Here is a 13,630-nt window from a genome sequence, read left to right as displayed (position 1 = left end):
TCCGGGGCAAAAGGGGGCCGTGGTATGCAGGCGCGTTACGCGTGGTCGATGGGGGCACTGTGGGGCCTGTGCTGGACGTGGGGCCATTCAGGCATCGCTCATGCGGGCGGTCTTCAGCAGCCTGAATTTCAGCTTGAGGCCGTCACGGCCAGTGGTTCTGCAGGCGCCGCGTCCGCCACGGGCGAGGCCGCCAACCAAGGCTATGTGCCGCGCGCCCAGTTGGAGAGTCGCCCCCTGCTGCGGCCGGGCGAATTGCTGGAGAGCGTGCCCGGCCTGATCGTCACGCAGCACAGCGGCGACGGCAAGGCCAACCAATACTTCCTGCGCGGCTTCAACCTCGACCACGGAACAGATCTCGCCACCACGGTGGCCGGCATGCCGGTCAACATGCGTACGCACGCGCACGGCCAGGGCTACACCGATCTGAACTTCGTCATCCCCGAACTGGTAGACGGCATTGCCTACAAGAAAGGCACCAGCTTTGCGGAAGAAGGCGACTTCTCTGCCGCCGGTGCGGTGCGCATGGACTACGTGAGCCATCTGCCGCAGGGCATCGCGCAGCTCGAGCTGGGAGAGCACAACTACCGGCGCGCCCTGCTGGCCAACTCCAGCACGGTCGGCCCCGGCACGCTGCTCTATGGCTTCGAATGGCTGGGCGAGAACGGCCCGTGGACCGTGCCCGAGGGCGTGCACAAGCTCAATGGCGTGCTGCGCTACACCGTGCCGCTGGGCGGCGGCGAGCGCATCAGCGTGACGGGCATGGCGTACAAGAACGCGTGGCAATCTACCGACCAGGTGCCGTTGCGCGCCATCAACGAAGGGTTGATCCCGCGCTTTGGTGCAATCGACCCCAGCGATGGCGGCGCGGCGTCCCGCTACAGCCTCTCGGCCGACTGGCTGCGGCCGCTTGCCGATGGCGTGTTCAAGGCCAACGCCTACGTCATCAAGAGTCGGCTGCAGCTGTTCTCCAACTTTACGTATGCGCTCAACAACCCCGAGCGAGGCGACCAGTTCGAGCAGTTCGAGAACCGCGTCACCACCGGCGTGAATGCATCGCGCACGTGGCTGGGCAGCGTTGCCGGGCGTGAGAGCGAAACGGAAGTCGGCTCGCAGACACGCTTTGACCGGCTGGACCCGATCCGCCTGACCAACACGCAGGCGCGGCAACCGTACGCGCTGGTACGCAGCGACACCGTGAACGAAACCAGCACCGCGCTCTACGTGCGCAACAGCACGCAGTGGCTGCCGTGGCTGCGCACCATCGCCGGTGTGCGGGCCGATCAGTTTTGGTACAGCGTTGCCAGCAGCAACCCGCTCAATTCGGGCAATGGAACCGACCACATCGTGAGCCCCAAGCTGAGCGTCGTGCTGTCGCCCACGGCGCGTACCGATGTGTTCATGAACTGGGGCCGGGGCTATCACAGCAATGACGTGCGCGGCGCGACCACCACCGTTGATCCGGTGAGCGCAGACCCGGTGCAGAAGGTGTCGGTGCTCGTCCCCGCCACCGGCTACGAGGTCGGCGTGCGCACGCGGGCGCTTGCCCCCAACCTGCAGCTTTCCGCATCGTTGTGGCGGTTGGACATCGGCTCTGAACTTGTTTTCTCGGGCGACACCGGCACCACCGAGCCCAGCCGCCCGAGCCGCCGCACGGGCGTGGAACTCGCGGCCTACTACACACCGCTGCCCGAACTGATTCTCGATGCGGATGCGGCCTTCTCGCGCGCGCGCTTTCGCGACAGCAACCCGGCAGGCGACACCATCCCCGAGGCCATCCAGACCACCGCATCGGCCGGCGTGTCGTGGGTGCACGACCGCTGGATGCTCGGTGCACGGTTGCGCTACTTCGGGCCGCGCCCACTCGTTGAAGACAACAGCGTGCGATCGGCATCGTCGTTCCTGGTCAACCTCAAGCTGGGCTACCGGCTGCAGAAGAACGTGCGCGTGTTCGTCGAGGTGCTCAATGTGCTCAACAAGCAAGTGAACGACATCGACTACTACTACGCATCCCTGCTCAAGGGCGAGGCGTCACCGCTGGATGCCAATGGCGTGGCAACGGGCATCAATGACCGCCACATTCATCCCGCCGAGCCACGCACCGTGCGCGCCGGTGTGGTGTGGAATTTCTAGATCGACAAAGATGGCTACGCCTGCCGTCGTCCGGGGCACAATCAGCGCTTCAACTTCACCGCCAGGAATCCTCATGAGAAGGCGTTCGACCGTCGGCTTGTTGCGTCACCTGTTCCTTGTTGCTACCGCCGTTGCCGCCGTGGCGTTGGCACTGCCTGCATCGGCGCAGCAAATCGTCAGCGATCTCTCGGCACAACCGACCGGCCGCATTCACTTCAACAGCGCCACGCCCAAGAGCAAATGGGAGCTGGTGCATCGCAAGTTCGACAAGACGCCCACGCCCATCTGGGGCACGCTGTATCTGCCCGAGAACCTGCAAGGCCGGGTGCCGGCGATGGTGATTTCGCATGGCTCCGCCGGGCCGCAGCAGAAAGACGTCGACCGGTGGGTGCGGCTCTTCAACCAGATGGGCATGGCCGCGTTCGTGGTGGATTCGTATGGCCCGCGCGGCATTGCCAACACGATGGACAACCAATCGCAGTTGAACCCCGCCGCCAATGACGCCGATGCGCTGTTCGCGCTCAAGCTGCTGAGCACCGACCCGCGCATCGACCCGAAGCGCATCGGGCAGATCGGCTTCTCGCGCGGCGGCGGTGTAGCACTGGACATGACGCTCGACGCATTCCGCAAAGGTGTCATCGATGACGACACGCGGTTTGCGGCGCTCATCGGCTTCTACCCCGGGTGCTCGGCGCTCTGGTGGGAGATCCCGCCGCCGCCGCTGTCCGGCGCCCCGCTGATGCTCGCGCTGGGCGAGAAAGACGACTACACGCCCGCGCAGCTTTGCCGCAACGCGGCGGAGGTCATGCAGCGTGACGGCCAGACCGTCGACGTGCATGTCTACCCCGGCGCGTATCACGACTTCGACAGCACGCGTGCGTACTTCAAGTACTTTCCGGGTGCCACCACGGCGCGCGATTGCCCGCAGACCATGATCGACGTGCAGCACGACGCGTACTACCGGCTGCAGAGCGGCGAGAAATACCCCAACCTGCAGGCCATGGAGGCCGACTACAAGCGCTGCACCGTGCGGGGCGTTTCCACGGGCGCCAACCTGCAGCAAGCTGAGCGCGCCGAGGCGGACGTCAGAGCGTTCCTGACCAAAGCCATGAACCTCCCGCCGCGCTGATGTAGGAACCTCTACAAGATTGCAGTGGTTATGACGTGCGCCTATGCTGCCGTCATGACCGCCTCCCCCGATTCCTGGCTGCTGCTGATCGTCAGCCTGCCCACCGCCCGCGCCACCGCGCGCATGCGCATCTGGCGCGCCATCAAGGCGATCGGCTGTGCGGCGCTGCGCGATGGCGTCTACCTGCTGCCTGCGCGCGCCGAGCATGCCGCCCAGCTCAACGACCTGGCAGACGAGACGCAGCAGGAAGACGGTCAGGCCTGGGTGCTGCGCGTGCAGGCCAGCGACGCGGCGGAAGACGCGGCCTACCGCGCCCTGTTCGACCGCACGCCAGACTACGCCGAATGGCTGGCCGAGCTGTCCGAAGCGCGCAAGACGCTCCCCGACCTGCCCACCGCCGAGCGCAACCGGCTTCTGCGCCGCCATGCCCGCGCCTATGAGGCCATCCGCAAGATCGACTTTTTCTCCAATGAAGCGACCGTGCGTGCCGATGCGCAATGGCGCGACTTTGCTGCGGCGGCCGAAGCCACACACTCGCCGGGCGAACCGCGTGCCGCGGCGGGCGGCATCCCCCGGCGTGATCCCACGCAGCACCAGGGCCGCCTGTGGGCAACCCGCCGGCACCTGTGGGTGGACCGCGTTGCCAGCGCCTGGCTCATCCAGCGCTTCATCGACCCGCACGCCCGGTTCCTGTGGCTCGACAGCCCGGCCGATTGCCCAGCAGAAGCGCTAGGTTTCGACTTTGACGGTGCCACCTTTACGCATGTTGGCGAGCGCGTTTCGTTCGAGGTGCTCATCGCCAGCTTTGGGCTCGATGACAACCCGGGGCTCGCGCGGCTGGGCGCCATGGTGCATGCGCTCGACGTGGGGGGCGCGGCCACGCCTGAAGCCGGCGGGTTCGAAGCGATCCTGGCGGGCGCCCGCAAACGGCTGGCAGATGACGATGCGTTGCTCGCAGAGATCGGCACCGTGCTCGACTCGCTGTACGTGCATTTTTCCGGCAGCCGGAAACCCTGACGGCTTTCACCCATGACAGGCAACTCATGAACCTTGCTCCCGAACGCCCCACCTACACGCTGCGGCAACTATTGCTGTATTTCCTGCGGCTTGGCGCGCTCGGCTTTGGCGGCCCCGTTGCGCTGGCAGGCTACATGCGCCGCGACCTGGTCGATACCCGCCAGTGGATTACCGAAGCCGACTACAAGGAAGGCCTTGCGCTCGCCCAACTCGCGCCGGGGCCGTTGGCCGCGCAACTGGCCATCTACCTGGGCTACGTGCACTACCGCATCGTGGGCGCCACGCTGGTCGGAATTGCGTTCGTGCTGCCTTCATTCCTAATGGTGGTGGCGCTGGGCTGGGCTTATCTGCGCTTTGGCGGGCTGACCTGGATGCAATCGGTGTTCTATGGCGTGGGTGCCGCAGTGATCGGCATCATCGCCATCAGCGCGCACAAGCTCACCACCAAGAGCGTCGGCAAGGACAAGCTGCTGTGGGCCGTCTATCTCTTGCTGGCGACGGTGACGGTCGTGACTGAATCCGAAGTGGCGTGGCTGTTTGTGGCTGCGGGTGTGCTGGTGTGGTTCTGGCGCGCCCCGCCCCGGTGGCTGCGCCAGGGGCGCATGAACGCCGTGGCCGTCGCCCCGGCTGCGGCGGCCAGCGGCATGCTCGGCACGCTCGATTGGCCTCTGCTCTCGCAGCTTGGCGCGTTCTTCGCCAAGGCCGGTGCGTTCGTGTTCGGTTCGGGGCTGGCCATCGTGCCGTTCCTCTACGGCGGCGTGGTCACGGAGCATCACTGGCTCAATGAAAAGCAGTTCGTCGACGCGGTGGCCGTGGCGATGATCACGCCCGGCCCGGTGGTCATCACCGTCGGCTTTATCGGCTACCTGGTGGCGGGCCTGCCCGGCGCATGCGTGGCTGCGCTTGGCACGTTTGTGCCCTGCTACCTCTTCACCATCCTGCCGGCGCCGTACTTCAAGAAATACGGCAAGCTGCCCTCCATCCTCGCGTTTGTGGACGGCGTGACGGCGGCCGCCGTGGGCGCCATTACCGGCGCGGTGATCGTGCTGGCCAAGCGCTCCATCGTCGATGTGCCGACGGCGCTGCTGGCCGTGGCGACGGTGTTGCTGCTGGTGAAGTTCAAGAAGCTACCCGAGCCGGTGATCGTGGCAGGGGCAGCGTTGCTTGGCTTGGGGCTGTATCCGCTGCTGCATCGATGACACAACGCGCCCGGGCGTGACCTCATTTCCACTGGGTGCCGATCTCCGCCAACCCCGCCTTTTGCAGGTCCTCGGCACTCATCGCAATACGGAACTCGCAGTCTGCGTTGAACAGCAGAAACCACGGCTCGGCCAACGCTGGTATGTGCGAGGCCGATTCCACATTCACGATGAGCACCGCGCCGCGGTGGCCGCTCTGCTCGGTGAAGTAGACAGCTTCGGGCTTGCACTCGGCCATCACGCGCGGAATCAACTCGGCGATAGAGCCATCGCGCACATAAGTGTTGAAGGGTTCGTGCGGAATCCGCACGTTGACGAGCATGCGCATGGTTTGCCTCCTGGATGATGGCCAGGGCAAGCGCCGCGACAAAGCCGCCACGGCCGCGCATGGCCGAACACCGTAGGTATAGAACGGGCGCCGCGTTCGCGTTATCAGCCTTTGGCTAGGCGAGATGGCCTAGAGGCCAGGATGAGGGCACGCAGCATCCACGCCCCGTGCGGCACGGGAAGACTTTTCCTACCATGGCAACCACCCCGCCGTAAAAACGATGAGGTATGCAATGGCCCTTCCCACGCACACCCGCCAGACCTGCCCAACACACGATCCCGCCGCCCAGCGTATGCGCGGGGTCGTACGTACGCTATTCCTTGCGGCCGCGCTGCTGCCCCTGGCCGCCTCGGCTGCCGACCCCATCGACGACGCGCTGGAGCAATGCCTGAAGACCCCGCGCGGCGAGACCACGGCCGGCATGACCGAGTGCACGCACACCGCCTACCAAGCCTACGACCGGCAGATGAACACGCTGTACCAGGCCGTGATGCGCAAGTCCGACCCCGTATCGCGCGAGGCCATCCGCAACGCGCAGCGTGCGTGGCTCGCCTATCGAAATGCCCAGAAGGCGGCCGACAATGCGCCGTGGCGGGCAGACAGCGGCTCGATGGCGAGCCCCGATATCGAAGGGCTGAACGTGGAGGCAATCCGGGCGCGCATTGCGGAGTTGGAGTACTACCCGCACTAGTCGGGCGTCAAGAACTCCGCTGTGGATAACTCACCCTCCCCCTGTGAATAACTCCAGGGACAAGCGTGTTGGTTCTCCGGGGTCAGCAGGCAGACAGCACGGGAACAACTTCCCACCGGGTCGACAGGGTCAGACGCGATGCCCCCGGCTCATCCACGCGAAAGCACACGCTGTCCGGTGGGTTGTCCGTTCTGCAAGCCGTTGATACCAAAGCGGTTTTTCTGCTTATCCACAGGACTTATCCACCGTTATCTACTACTACTATCTGTATACATAAAGAAGTAAACCGATAAACCCTCTGTCGGGCATCGAGCCCTTGGCTGGGTTGTGGGTAAAGCCGCCTGCAGGGCAGGCCATGGGTGATGCAGCCACCGAACGCCTCCGCCCAATCTCTCGCGCAATAGCGTCAAGTGCCTCCCAAGTTGTTCCCGACATCACGGGCTGCTCGTCTTGCTGCCGCCATATATTTCGAATATATTGGAAATATGGAAGAAAACGACGCTATACGATCCCTCGCCGCGCTGGCCCATGGAATTCGCCTGCAAGTGTTTCGCATGCTGGTAGTTGCGGGGCCGACAGGTCTGACTCCGGGCGCGATTGCCGAACAGCTCGACGTGCCGGGCGCCACGCTGTCATTCCACCTCAAGGAGCTGACAGCCGCGCGCCTGGTGACGCAGGAGCGCGACGGCCGCAACCTGATCTACCGCGCGGCTTATGACCACATGAACGCCCTGCTGGGCTTCCTGACGGCCAACTGCTGCCAGGGCGAAGCCTGCCTGGAAGCCAACGCCGCCGCCTGCAAATGCTGAAGGAGCATCCCCATGAAACGATTCCACGTCCATGTCCACGTTGACGACCTGAGCAAGAGCATCGCCTTCTACTCCAAGCTGTTTGCAGCTGAGCCGACGCGTGTGGAGACCGACTACGCCAAGTGGATGCTGGATGACCCGCGCATCAACTTCGCCATCTCGACGCGTGGCAGCGCCGCGGGCGTGGACCATCTTGGCTTTCAAGTCGATGACGCTGCCGAGCTGGCCGAACTGAAGGCCCGCGCCGAAGCCGCAGACATGGCCCTATTGGATGAAGGCGAAACCACCTGCTGCTATGCCCGTAGCGACAAGCACTGGATTACCGACCCCCAGGGCATCGCCTGGGAACACTTCCATTCGCTCGGCAACATCCCGGTATTCAGCGAAGACAAGAAGGAAGAAGCCGCGACGGAAAGTTCTGCCTGTTGCGCACCGCGTGCCCCGAAAGGCAAGCCGATCGGTATCGCAGTGAAATCAGACGCCGGCTCATCCTGCTGCTGACAGCGAATCGAACCCATGACCACCAACGTCCTCATCCTCTGCACCCACAACTCCGCACGCAGCGTGCTGAGCGAAGGCATGCTCAACCACTGGGCCAAACAGCTCGGCAAAGACGTGCGCGCCTACAGCGCCGGCAGCGCACCGAGCGGACGCCTCAACCCGTTCGCCCTGGAAGCCCTCACCAACGCAGGCATCGACACCACCGGCTACCGCAGCAAGAGCTGGGACGAATTCGTGGGCGACGGCGCCCCGCAGATGCGCATCGTCATCACCGTATGCGACAGCGCCGCAGCGGAAACCTGCCCCTACTGGCCCGGCAGTCCCGTCAAGGTGCATTGGGGCTACGCCGACCCCTCAAATGCCACGGGCGGTGACGAAGGCAAGCGCCAGGCCTTTGAACTGACACGCCAGGCCATCGGCTACCGCATGTTGCAGTTGCTGGCCCTGCCGCTGGACACGCTTAGCAACGCCGAACTGCAGGCCGCGCTGGAACGCATTGCACAGGCTTGAGCACCATGGTCGAACTACGTAGCCGGCTCACCGCCGAAGCCCTGGGTACAGCATTGCTGCTGGCCATCGTGATCGGCTCCGGGATCATGGCCGAGCGCCTGGCGGGCGGAAACGTCGCCATCGCGTTGCTCGCCAACACAGCCGCCACGGTGGGCGGCCTCTACGTCCTGATCGAAGCGTTGGGGCCCGTCAGCGGCGCGCACTTCAATCCGGTGGTCAGCGCGGTCATGGCGGCCCGTGGCGAGCTGCCCGGCGCTGCCCTGCTGCCGTACATCGTTGCGCAAATGACGGGCGCGGTGCTGGGCGCATGGCTCGCGCACGCCATGTTCGACATGAGCCTCCTGCAGTTGTCCACCAAGGTGCGCAGCGGCACGGGGCAGTGGATTGCCGAGGCGGTGGCTACCGCCGGCCTGCTGCTGGTTATCCTGCGTGCGCCCAACGGCCGGGCCGCGTCGATGGTGGCGGCGTACATCGGCGCGGCGTACTGGTTCACGGCGTCGACATCGTTTGCCAACCCGGCGGCCGCGTTCGGGCGCATGTTCAGCAGCAGCTTTGCCGGCATCGCGCCCGGCAGCGTGCCGGGGTTTGTGCTGGCCGAATGCGCGGGCGCCGTGCTTGGCGTGCTGCTGCACAGCCTGCTTGAGCCGCGCTTTGCTTCCAGCGGCCACCCCAACGTCATCGAATCGTCGGGCGAGCATCCGCCGCAGACGTAACCCCCGAGCCGCCAGCGCCCGCCTCCCCTCTCCTTCACGCTTGCGCCCCGCGTGGCGCGTACTACTCTTGTCGAGGCCTGCATCGCGCGTTTCCGACGGTGTACGGCCCGATCTGCAGGCTGCTTCCCCCCAGGCCCGGCCAGCCCCCCGCTCCCCCAAAGAGAACAGCCATGCGAAAACTGTTTGCAGCCGTCGCGCTCATGCTCGCCATGACGCCCCTTGTGCAGGCGCAGGTGAAGCCGTATCCGCCGGGCTTTCGGCACCAGAACATCCAGACCGACGGGGCGACGCTGTTTGTGCGCGTGGGCGGCAGCGGCCCGGCGGTGGTGTTGCTGCACGGCTTTGGCGATACGGGTGACATGTGGGCGCCGCTCGCCGCCGAGCTGGCCCGCACGCATACCGTGGTGGTGCCGGATCTGCGCGGCATGGGTTTGTCGTCGCACCCCGAAGGCGGCTACGACAAGCGCACGCAGGCCGGTGACATCCGCGCTGTGCTGACGAAGCTGAACATCGACCAGGCCGATGTGGTCGGCCACGACATCGGCACCATGGTGGCGTTTGCCTATGCAGCGCGCTATCCGGGCAAGACCACGCGGCTGGTCGTGATGGATGCCCCCGTGCCGGGCGTGCCGCCGTGGGAGCAGATCGTCCGCTCGCCCAAGCTCTGGCACTTCTCGTTCGGCGGCCCCGATGCCGAGCGGCTCGTCAAAGGCCGCGAGCGCATCTACCTCGACCGCTTCTGGAATGAGTTTGCCGGCGACCCTTCCAAGATCGACGAAGCCACGCGCGCGCACTACGCCCGTCTCTACGCCAAGCCGGGCGCCATGCATTCAGCGTTTGCCCAGTTCCTGTCGATCCCGCAAGACGCGGAGGACAACCAGAAAGCCATCGCCACCAAGCTGCCCATGCCGGTGCTCGCCATTGGGGGCGCCAAGTCGTTTGGCGAAAACGAGGCCATCGTCATGCGCAACGCCGCCACCAACGTGCAGGCGCTGGTGATCCCGGATGCGGGGCATTGGTTGATGGAGGAGCAGACGCAGGCTACGGTGGGTGCGGTGGTTAAGTTTTTGGCGCAGTAGCGTCGGTCTTCCTCATTGGTCTTTCAACGCATCTCAACGAATGGAGTCTCCAATGCAGCCAGTCGTCCGAGTTTCGATTCTGCGATGCCCGCCGGACAAGTTTGCCGAGATGCGGCAGATGATGAACGACCTCGAAGCCGTGCTGCGGCCCGGTATCGAGGCCATGCGCGGGTTGGTCGCGTTCTATGTGGGCGAGGACGAGGCGACATCGTCGCTGTCGAACGTGAGCCTGTGGACTGACCTGGACGCGGCCAAGCAGCTGGACACGTTTCGCCCGATGTTGGATTCGGCCAAGCCCTTTCTCGACAAGGGCGGCACGTTCGAGCGGCCGATCATGAATTACCTGCCGATGTGGGAGTTGAAGCCGGTGGAGAAGGTTTGAGGGTTTGTCGCTGCCCTGGCATTCCCGCCCGTCACGGGGATGCGTCAACCTGTTGTTATTGGCTGTAACCACGCCGCTCTATGGCGGCTAACACATCCCACGTCTGCGGATCGATCTCGCGTCCCCCAAGCGACATCGAAACGTACGCGTCAATCGCATCCACAAAGCCTTTGATGAACGCCGGCGGGAACGACTGCGCAGAGAACACTTGAAGCTGTTCGCGCAGCATGCCCGGCCGGCATTGGCCGTGCGTGCACATGGCGGTGCGAGTTCGCTTGAGATACGCCTGTGCTGCGATGGCGCCGTTCAGGTAGGTGCGGTTCTTGGTCAGCCTGCCTGTGTCCGATGACGTGTGCGGTGGACTAGGCGACGGCGCTGGCGGGGATGGGTACGACGCTGGGCGCGTCTCGTCTGCAATAGGCATAGGAGCCTCCTTGGGATTGAAGGAGCCTCACCATCTCGGCGCTAAACGAGGGTGGCGGGCCTGACGATGGTGTTAGCGACCCGGTCCCAAGGAAACCGGTAGACCCGGAGGTCTCACCATCCGGCCCGCCAAAGTAGGCGCGAACGGAAGCAGCAGTGCGACTGCATGCAGCAATCGTCCGCCTTGGTGTTTCAGGTCGCTAAACCAGGCTGCCGTTGGTGCGGCAGCGGGGGGAATTATAGCGATGGGGGGTACGCGCCGGATTCTGATTTTCGTACGCCGGGCTTTGAGCTTGGCCAGCCGAGCAAAAAGCCTCGCACGCCGAGCTCCGAGCTTGGGCAGTCGAGCAAAAAGCCTCACGCGCCGAGCTCAGAGCTCGGACAGCCGAGCAAAAAGCCTCGCGCGTCGAGCTCTGACCTCGGACGGCCGAGCAAAAAGCCTCACACGCCGAGCACTGAGCTCGGACCGTCGAGCAAAAAGCCTCATACGCCGAGCACCGAGCTCGGGACGCCGAGAACGTCGCTCGATGTGTCGAGTTGTGAAGGCCGCATCAGATCATTCTGATTCTTTGCCCGAAACCTCGTCTTGGCATTGCGGACCAGCGCCGTAGCGGCCAATCTCCCGCCCTCGTGCCCTTGATGGCACGGCACTGCCAATTGATTTGCGAGGAGTGAAATGCCGCAGAACTTGATTTCGTATCAGCTCACCTCGGCCGATCTGGCCGCTGTGGACGGCGCGCTGAAGACGCTGGAAGACCGGCTCGCCAGCCTGATCGACCTCACCCCGGTTCAGCGCCGAACGCTGGTGAAGATGGGCGACAAGTCCGAAGCCTTCGCGCGCAAGGCCGTGGAGGTGCTGAACAACAACCCCAACGTGCTGCCCGGCAATTTCGACCTCGCCGAACTGCGCCGCGATCTGGCGGGCTTCGATCAGCTACGCAGCCGCCTCATGCGCGTGGCCCGCATTCACGAACGCATGGCGGATTCGCACTTGGCGCTGGGCAGCGATGTGATGAGTGCCACGTTGGAGGGGTATGCGTTCCTCAAGGTGGCGGGCCAGGGCGAAGGGTTGGATGCGGCGCGCAAGGCGCTGGCGGTGCGGTTTAGTCGGGGAGCGAAGCGAAAAGACGACGAGGCCGGCAGAAGTGAGGAAAGATCGCCGGATGAGGTGCGACGGGTGGAATCATCGTAGACGTGGTTGGATGATGCGGAGGGGTTTGGTACGAGACGGACGTGAAGAAGGCCTGTTGAATTGGAATAACACATCTTCCAATGAATACGGCACAAATCTCAATCCTTAAACTACGCCTTAAGTCCTAGCATTCTCGGAAATATCTTGTGAGAGATATTTCCGATGAACTGAATGCGAGGAAACTATGTGGGACAGTAATGCAGCCGCCAATCACGTTCGACAGCATGCGCAAAGCCAAAGCACTGGGAACTGTGCGAAGTATGTCCGAAAGGCGATTGAAGCCGGTGGAATTAGCGTGACGCCAACACGATCGGCAAAGGATTATGGATTCCCCTTGCGCCAAGCCGGCTTTATTGAAGTAGGCGACGCTTCTTCGCCTCGTCCAGGTGATGTGATCGTGATCCAACCTATCCCCGGGCACCCTCACGGCCACATGGCGATGTTTGACGGATCAAAGTGGATATCTGACTTCGTTCAGAACAATGGGTTTTATCCTGGGCAAGCGTATCGAACGCAACAGCCACCATACAAGCTATATCGACATCATTGAGGAAAGAATGAAAAAAATACTCTCATTCTGGATTGCCAGTTTTCTAATGGCATTCTCGCTCGCTTCCCATGCCGACGCCGTGGCATCTCTTGGTCTGCAAGCGAAGCAATTCTATGTCTGGTACATCAACAAGCAGGAGAACCAAGTGTTTCCGCTCCTAGATCATGAGATCGATCACTACGTTGACGCTTCCACGGTTGAGAGCCTGCGCAGAGACTACAAGCGAGACCAACTTCCTGGCGGGGCGGACTACTTTCTGAAGGTGCAGGACTACGACGAACGTGATTGGCTCGCGCATATCAAGCCAGGTAGGCCGCTCACGTTCGGCGATGCTGTTGTCGTGCCTGTGAGTTTTGGCTCCCGTAGAGACGTCACCGTTCTCGTGTTTTTCACCAAACGACACGATGGTTGGAAGATCATCAAAGTCGATGACATGCTGCCCTATTCATCACCGGGTAACTGACAAAGAGAGCCGCCTCGTGCGGCTCTTTTGATTTAGGAGCGAAGTCATGACGCAAGACCACTTCACTTACCGAGTAACGTGGTCCCCTGAAGATGGGGAACACGTCGGCCTCTGCGCAGAATTCCCGTCGCTATCGTGGCTCGATGCCACGCCGGAAGGTGCGCTTGCCGGTATCCGTAACCTTGTTGCCGAAGCGCTGCGCGACATGGAGGTGAGTGGCGAGACCGTGCCCGACTCGCCCAGCTGGCGCCACGCTGTGCGTATACCAAGCGCATGCTGAGTTGTTCGACAAGCTGTCGAAGCTGCATGCGTTTTTGAGCATGCTGCATGCGAGCGGGTTTCAGCATTTCCCCGCGATGGACGAGGTGCGGCAGGCTGAGTATCTGTGGACGTGTTTGGGTTATGCGGAGGGGGCGTATACGGCGTTGACGGTTTGGGATGGGATTGATGTGATGGAGGGCGAAGATGCGAACTTCTGCATTTAGCGAAAATTTCTAGGCAATCTGTAGGAAGT

The 13,630-nt window shown here is 63.4% G+C and carries 16 protein-coding genes and 1 pseudogene; 15 read left to right on the top strand and 2 right to left on the bottom strand.

From position 1 onward, the window contains the following. The first annotated feature begins 48 nt into the window (after nt 1-48). The 4 genes from ACUXH0_RS07135 to ACUXH0_RS07120 all read left to right on the top strand — a co-directional run bounded on the left by ACUXH0_RS07135 (nt 49) and on the right by ACUXH0_RS07120 (nt 5,475). Nucleotides 49-2,130, top strand: a complete 2,082-nt coding sequence (locus tag ACUXH0_RS07135; protein ID WP_259393674.1) for a TonB-dependent receptor — start codon at nt 49-51, stop codon at nt 2,128-2,130. A gap of 73 nt (nt 2,131-2,203) precedes the next feature. Next, complete coding sequence (locus ACUXH0_RS07130) at nt 2,204-3,259, top strand: dienelactone hydrolase family protein (protein ID WP_182593841.1); 1,056 nt, start codon at nt 2,204-2,206, stop codon at nt 3,257-3,259. A 54-nt stretch (nt 3,260-3,313) separates the two neighbouring features. Beyond that, nucleotides 3,314-4,276 (top strand): chromate resistance protein ChrB domain-containing protein, encoded by a 963-nt coding sequence (locus tag ACUXH0_RS07125; RefSeq protein WP_182593840.1) that lies wholly within the window; start codon nt 3,314-3,316, stop codon nt 4,274-4,276. 26 nt (nt 4,277-4,302) lie between these two features. Continuing rightward, nucleotides 4,303-5,475, top strand: coding sequence for a chromate transporter (locus ACUXH0_RS07120; protein WP_182593839.1), 1,173 nt, complete (start codon nt 4,303-4,305; stop codon nt 5,473-5,475). A 22-nt stretch (nt 5,476-5,497) separates the two neighbouring features. Here the strand turns inward: ACUXH0_RS07120 and ACUXH0_RS07115 are convergent, their stop codons facing one another. Beyond that, entirely contained in the window at nt 5,498-5,803 is a 306-nt protein-coding gene (locus ACUXH0_RS07115) for a hypothetical protein (protein ID WP_004628515.1), read from the bottom strand. A 232-nt stretch (nt 5,804-6,035) separates the two neighbouring features. Between ACUXH0_RS07115 and ACUXH0_RS07110 the strand changes: the two genes are divergently transcribed. The 7 genes from ACUXH0_RS07110 to ACUXH0_RS07080 all read left to right on the top strand — a co-directional run bounded on the left by ACUXH0_RS07110 (nt 6,036) and on the right by ACUXH0_RS07080 (nt 10,488). Beyond that, the gene (locus ACUXH0_RS07110) at nt 6,036-6,494 is read left to right on the top strand and encodes a lysozyme inhibitor LprI family protein (RefSeq protein ID WP_004628512.1); all 459 of its coding nucleotides are present in this window, start codon (nt 6,036-6,038) and stop codon (nt 6,492-6,494) included. A 485-nt stretch (nt 6,495-6,979) separates the two neighbouring features. Continuing rightward, nucleotides 6,980-7,303: an ArsR/SmtB family transcription factor gene (locus tag ACUXH0_RS07105; RefSeq protein WP_004628510.1), complete on the top strand. Its 324-nt coding sequence runs from the start codon at nt 6,980-6,982 to the stop codon at nt 7,301-7,303. A 12-nt stretch (nt 7,304-7,315) separates the two neighbouring features. Continuing rightward, nucleotides 7,316-7,804, top strand: a complete 489-nt coding sequence (locus ACUXH0_RS07100; protein WP_004628509.1) for an ArsI/CadI family heavy metal resistance metalloenzyme — start codon at nt 7,316-7,318, stop codon at nt 7,802-7,804. 15 nt (nt 7,805-7,819) lie between these two features. Continuing rightward, nucleotides 7,820-8,314 carry an arsenate reductase ArsC gene (locus ACUXH0_RS07095; protein ID WP_004628508.1) on the top strand — a complete coding sequence of 165 codons (495 nt, stop codon included), beginning with the start codon at nt 7,820-7,822 and terminating at the stop codon, nt 8,312-8,314. A gap of 5 nt (nt 8,315-8,319) precedes the next feature. Then, nucleotides 8,320-9,027 carry an aquaporin gene (locus tag ACUXH0_RS07090; RefSeq protein ID WP_182593838.1) on the top strand — a complete coding sequence of 236 codons (708 nt, stop codon included), beginning with the start codon at nt 8,320-8,322 and terminating at the stop codon, nt 9,025-9,027. A gap of 170 nt (nt 9,028-9,197) precedes the next feature. Continuing rightward, nucleotides 9,198-10,106: an alpha/beta fold hydrolase gene (locus ACUXH0_RS07085; protein WP_182593837.1), complete on the top strand. Its 909-nt coding sequence runs from the start codon at nt 9,198-9,200 to the stop codon at nt 10,104-10,106. A 52-nt stretch (nt 10,107-10,158) separates the two neighbouring features. Further along, the gene (locus ACUXH0_RS07080) at nt 10,159-10,488 is read left to right on the top strand and encodes a hypothetical protein (RefSeq protein ID WP_182593836.1); all 330 of its coding nucleotides are present in this window, start codon (nt 10,159-10,161) and stop codon (nt 10,486-10,488) included. 55 nt (nt 10,489-10,543) lie between these two features. Here the strand turns inward: ACUXH0_RS07080 and ACUXH0_RS07075 are convergent, their stop codons facing one another. Next, on the bottom strand, nt 10,544-10,912 hold the full coding sequence (locus ACUXH0_RS07075) for a hypothetical protein (RefSeq protein WP_182593835.1): 369 nt from the start codon (nt 10,910-10,912) through the stop codon (nt 10,544-10,546). Nucleotides 10,913-11,587: 675 nt separating this feature from the next. Here ACUXH0_RS07075 and ACUXH0_RS07070 point away from each other — a divergent pair. The 4 genes and pseudogenes from ACUXH0_RS07070 (at nt 11,588) to ACUXH0_RS07055 (ending at nt 13,601) form a co-directional block, all read left to right on the top strand. Next, on the top strand, nt 11,588-12,103 hold the full coding sequence (locus ACUXH0_RS07070; protein WP_182593834.1) for a hypothetical protein: 516 nt from the start codon (nt 11,588-11,590) through the stop codon (nt 12,101-12,103). A 482-nt stretch (nt 12,104-12,585) separates the two neighbouring features. After that, the gene (locus ACUXH0_RS07065) at nt 12,586-13,116 is read left to right on the top strand and encodes a YqhG/Tai3 family protein (RefSeq protein ID WP_182593833.1); all 531 of its coding nucleotides are present in this window, start codon (nt 12,586-12,588) and stop codon (nt 13,114-13,116) included. 46 nt (nt 13,117-13,162) lie between these two features. Beyond that, a pseudogene (locus ACUXH0_RS07060) lies at nt 13,163-13,384 on the top strand (toxin-antitoxin system HicB family antitoxin); the annotation flags it as partial. A gap of 13 nt (nt 13,385-13,397) precedes the next feature. Further along, nucleotides 13,398-13,601 carry a hypothetical protein gene (locus ACUXH0_RS07055; RefSeq protein ID WP_259393669.1) on the top strand — a complete coding sequence of 68 codons (204 nt, stop codon included), beginning with the start codon at nt 13,398-13,400 and terminating at the stop codon, nt 13,599-13,601. Nucleotides 13,602-13,630 lie beyond the last annotated feature (29 nt).

It is taken from the genome of Ralstonia sp. 110700041-2 (assembly GCF_056280165.1).
Note: the sequence above shows the minus strand (reverse complement) of the source record. Positions and strands in the feature narration are given on the sequence as shown.

Bases quoted from the DNA above. Each gene is read 5' to 3' on its own strand.
- ACUXH0_RS07125 (WP_182593840.1), top strand. From the start codon at position 3,314: ATGACCGCCTCCCCCGATTCCTGGCTGCTGCTGATCGTCAGCCTGCCC.
- ACUXH0_RS07110 (WP_004628512.1), top strand. From the start codon at position 6,036: ATGGCCCTTCCCACGCACACCCGCCAGACCTGCCCAACACACGATCCC.
- ACUXH0_RS07100 (WP_004628509.1), top strand. From the start codon at position 7,316: ATGAAACGATTCCACGTCCATGTCCACGTTGACGACCTGAGCAAGAGC.
- ACUXH0_RS07080 (WP_182593836.1), top strand. From the start codon at position 10,159: ATGCAGCCAGTCGTCCGAGTTTCGATTCTGCGATGCCCGCCGGACAAG.
- ACUXH0_RS07115 (WP_004628515.1), bottom strand. From the start codon at position 5,803: ATGCGCATGCTCGTCAACGTGCGGATTCCGCACGAACCCTTCAACACT.
- ACUXH0_RS07095 (WP_004628508.1), top strand. From the start codon at position 7,820: ATGACCACCAACGTCCTCATCCTCTGCACCCACAACTCCGCACGCAGC.
- ACUXH0_RS07130 (WP_182593841.1), top strand. From the start codon at position 2,204: ATGAGAAGGCGTTCGACCGTCGGCTTGTTGCGTCACCTGTTCCTTGTT.
- ACUXH0_RS07120 (WP_182593839.1), top strand. From the start codon at position 4,303: ATGAACCTTGCTCCCGAACGCCCCACCTACACGCTGCGGCAACTATTG.
- ACUXH0_RS07085 (WP_182593837.1), top strand. From the start codon at position 9,198: ATGCGAAAACTGTTTGCAGCCGTCGCGCTCATGCTCGCCATGACGCCC.
- ACUXH0_RS07090 (WP_182593838.1), top strand. From the start codon at position 8,320: ATGGTCGAACTACGTAGCCGGCTCACCGCCGAAGCCCTGGGTACAGCA.
- ACUXH0_RS07135 (WP_259393674.1), top strand. From the start codon at position 49: ATGGGGGCACTGTGGGGCCTGTGCTGGACGTGGGGCCATTCAGGCATC.
- ACUXH0_RS07105 (WP_004628510.1), top strand. From the start codon at position 6,980: ATGGAAGAAAACGACGCTATACGATCCCTCGCCGCGCTGGCCCATGGA.
- ACUXH0_RS07075 (WP_182593835.1), bottom strand. From the start codon at position 10,912: ATGCCTATTGCAGACGAGACGCGCCCAGCGTCGTACCCATCCCCGCCA.
- ACUXH0_RS07070 (WP_182593834.1), top strand. From the start codon at position 11,588: ATGCCGCAGAACTTGATTTCGTATCAGCTCACCTCGGCCGATCTGGCC.
- ACUXH0_RS07065 (WP_182593833.1), top strand. From the start codon at position 12,586: ATGGGTTTTATCCTGGGCAAGCGTATCGAACGCAACAGCCACCATACA.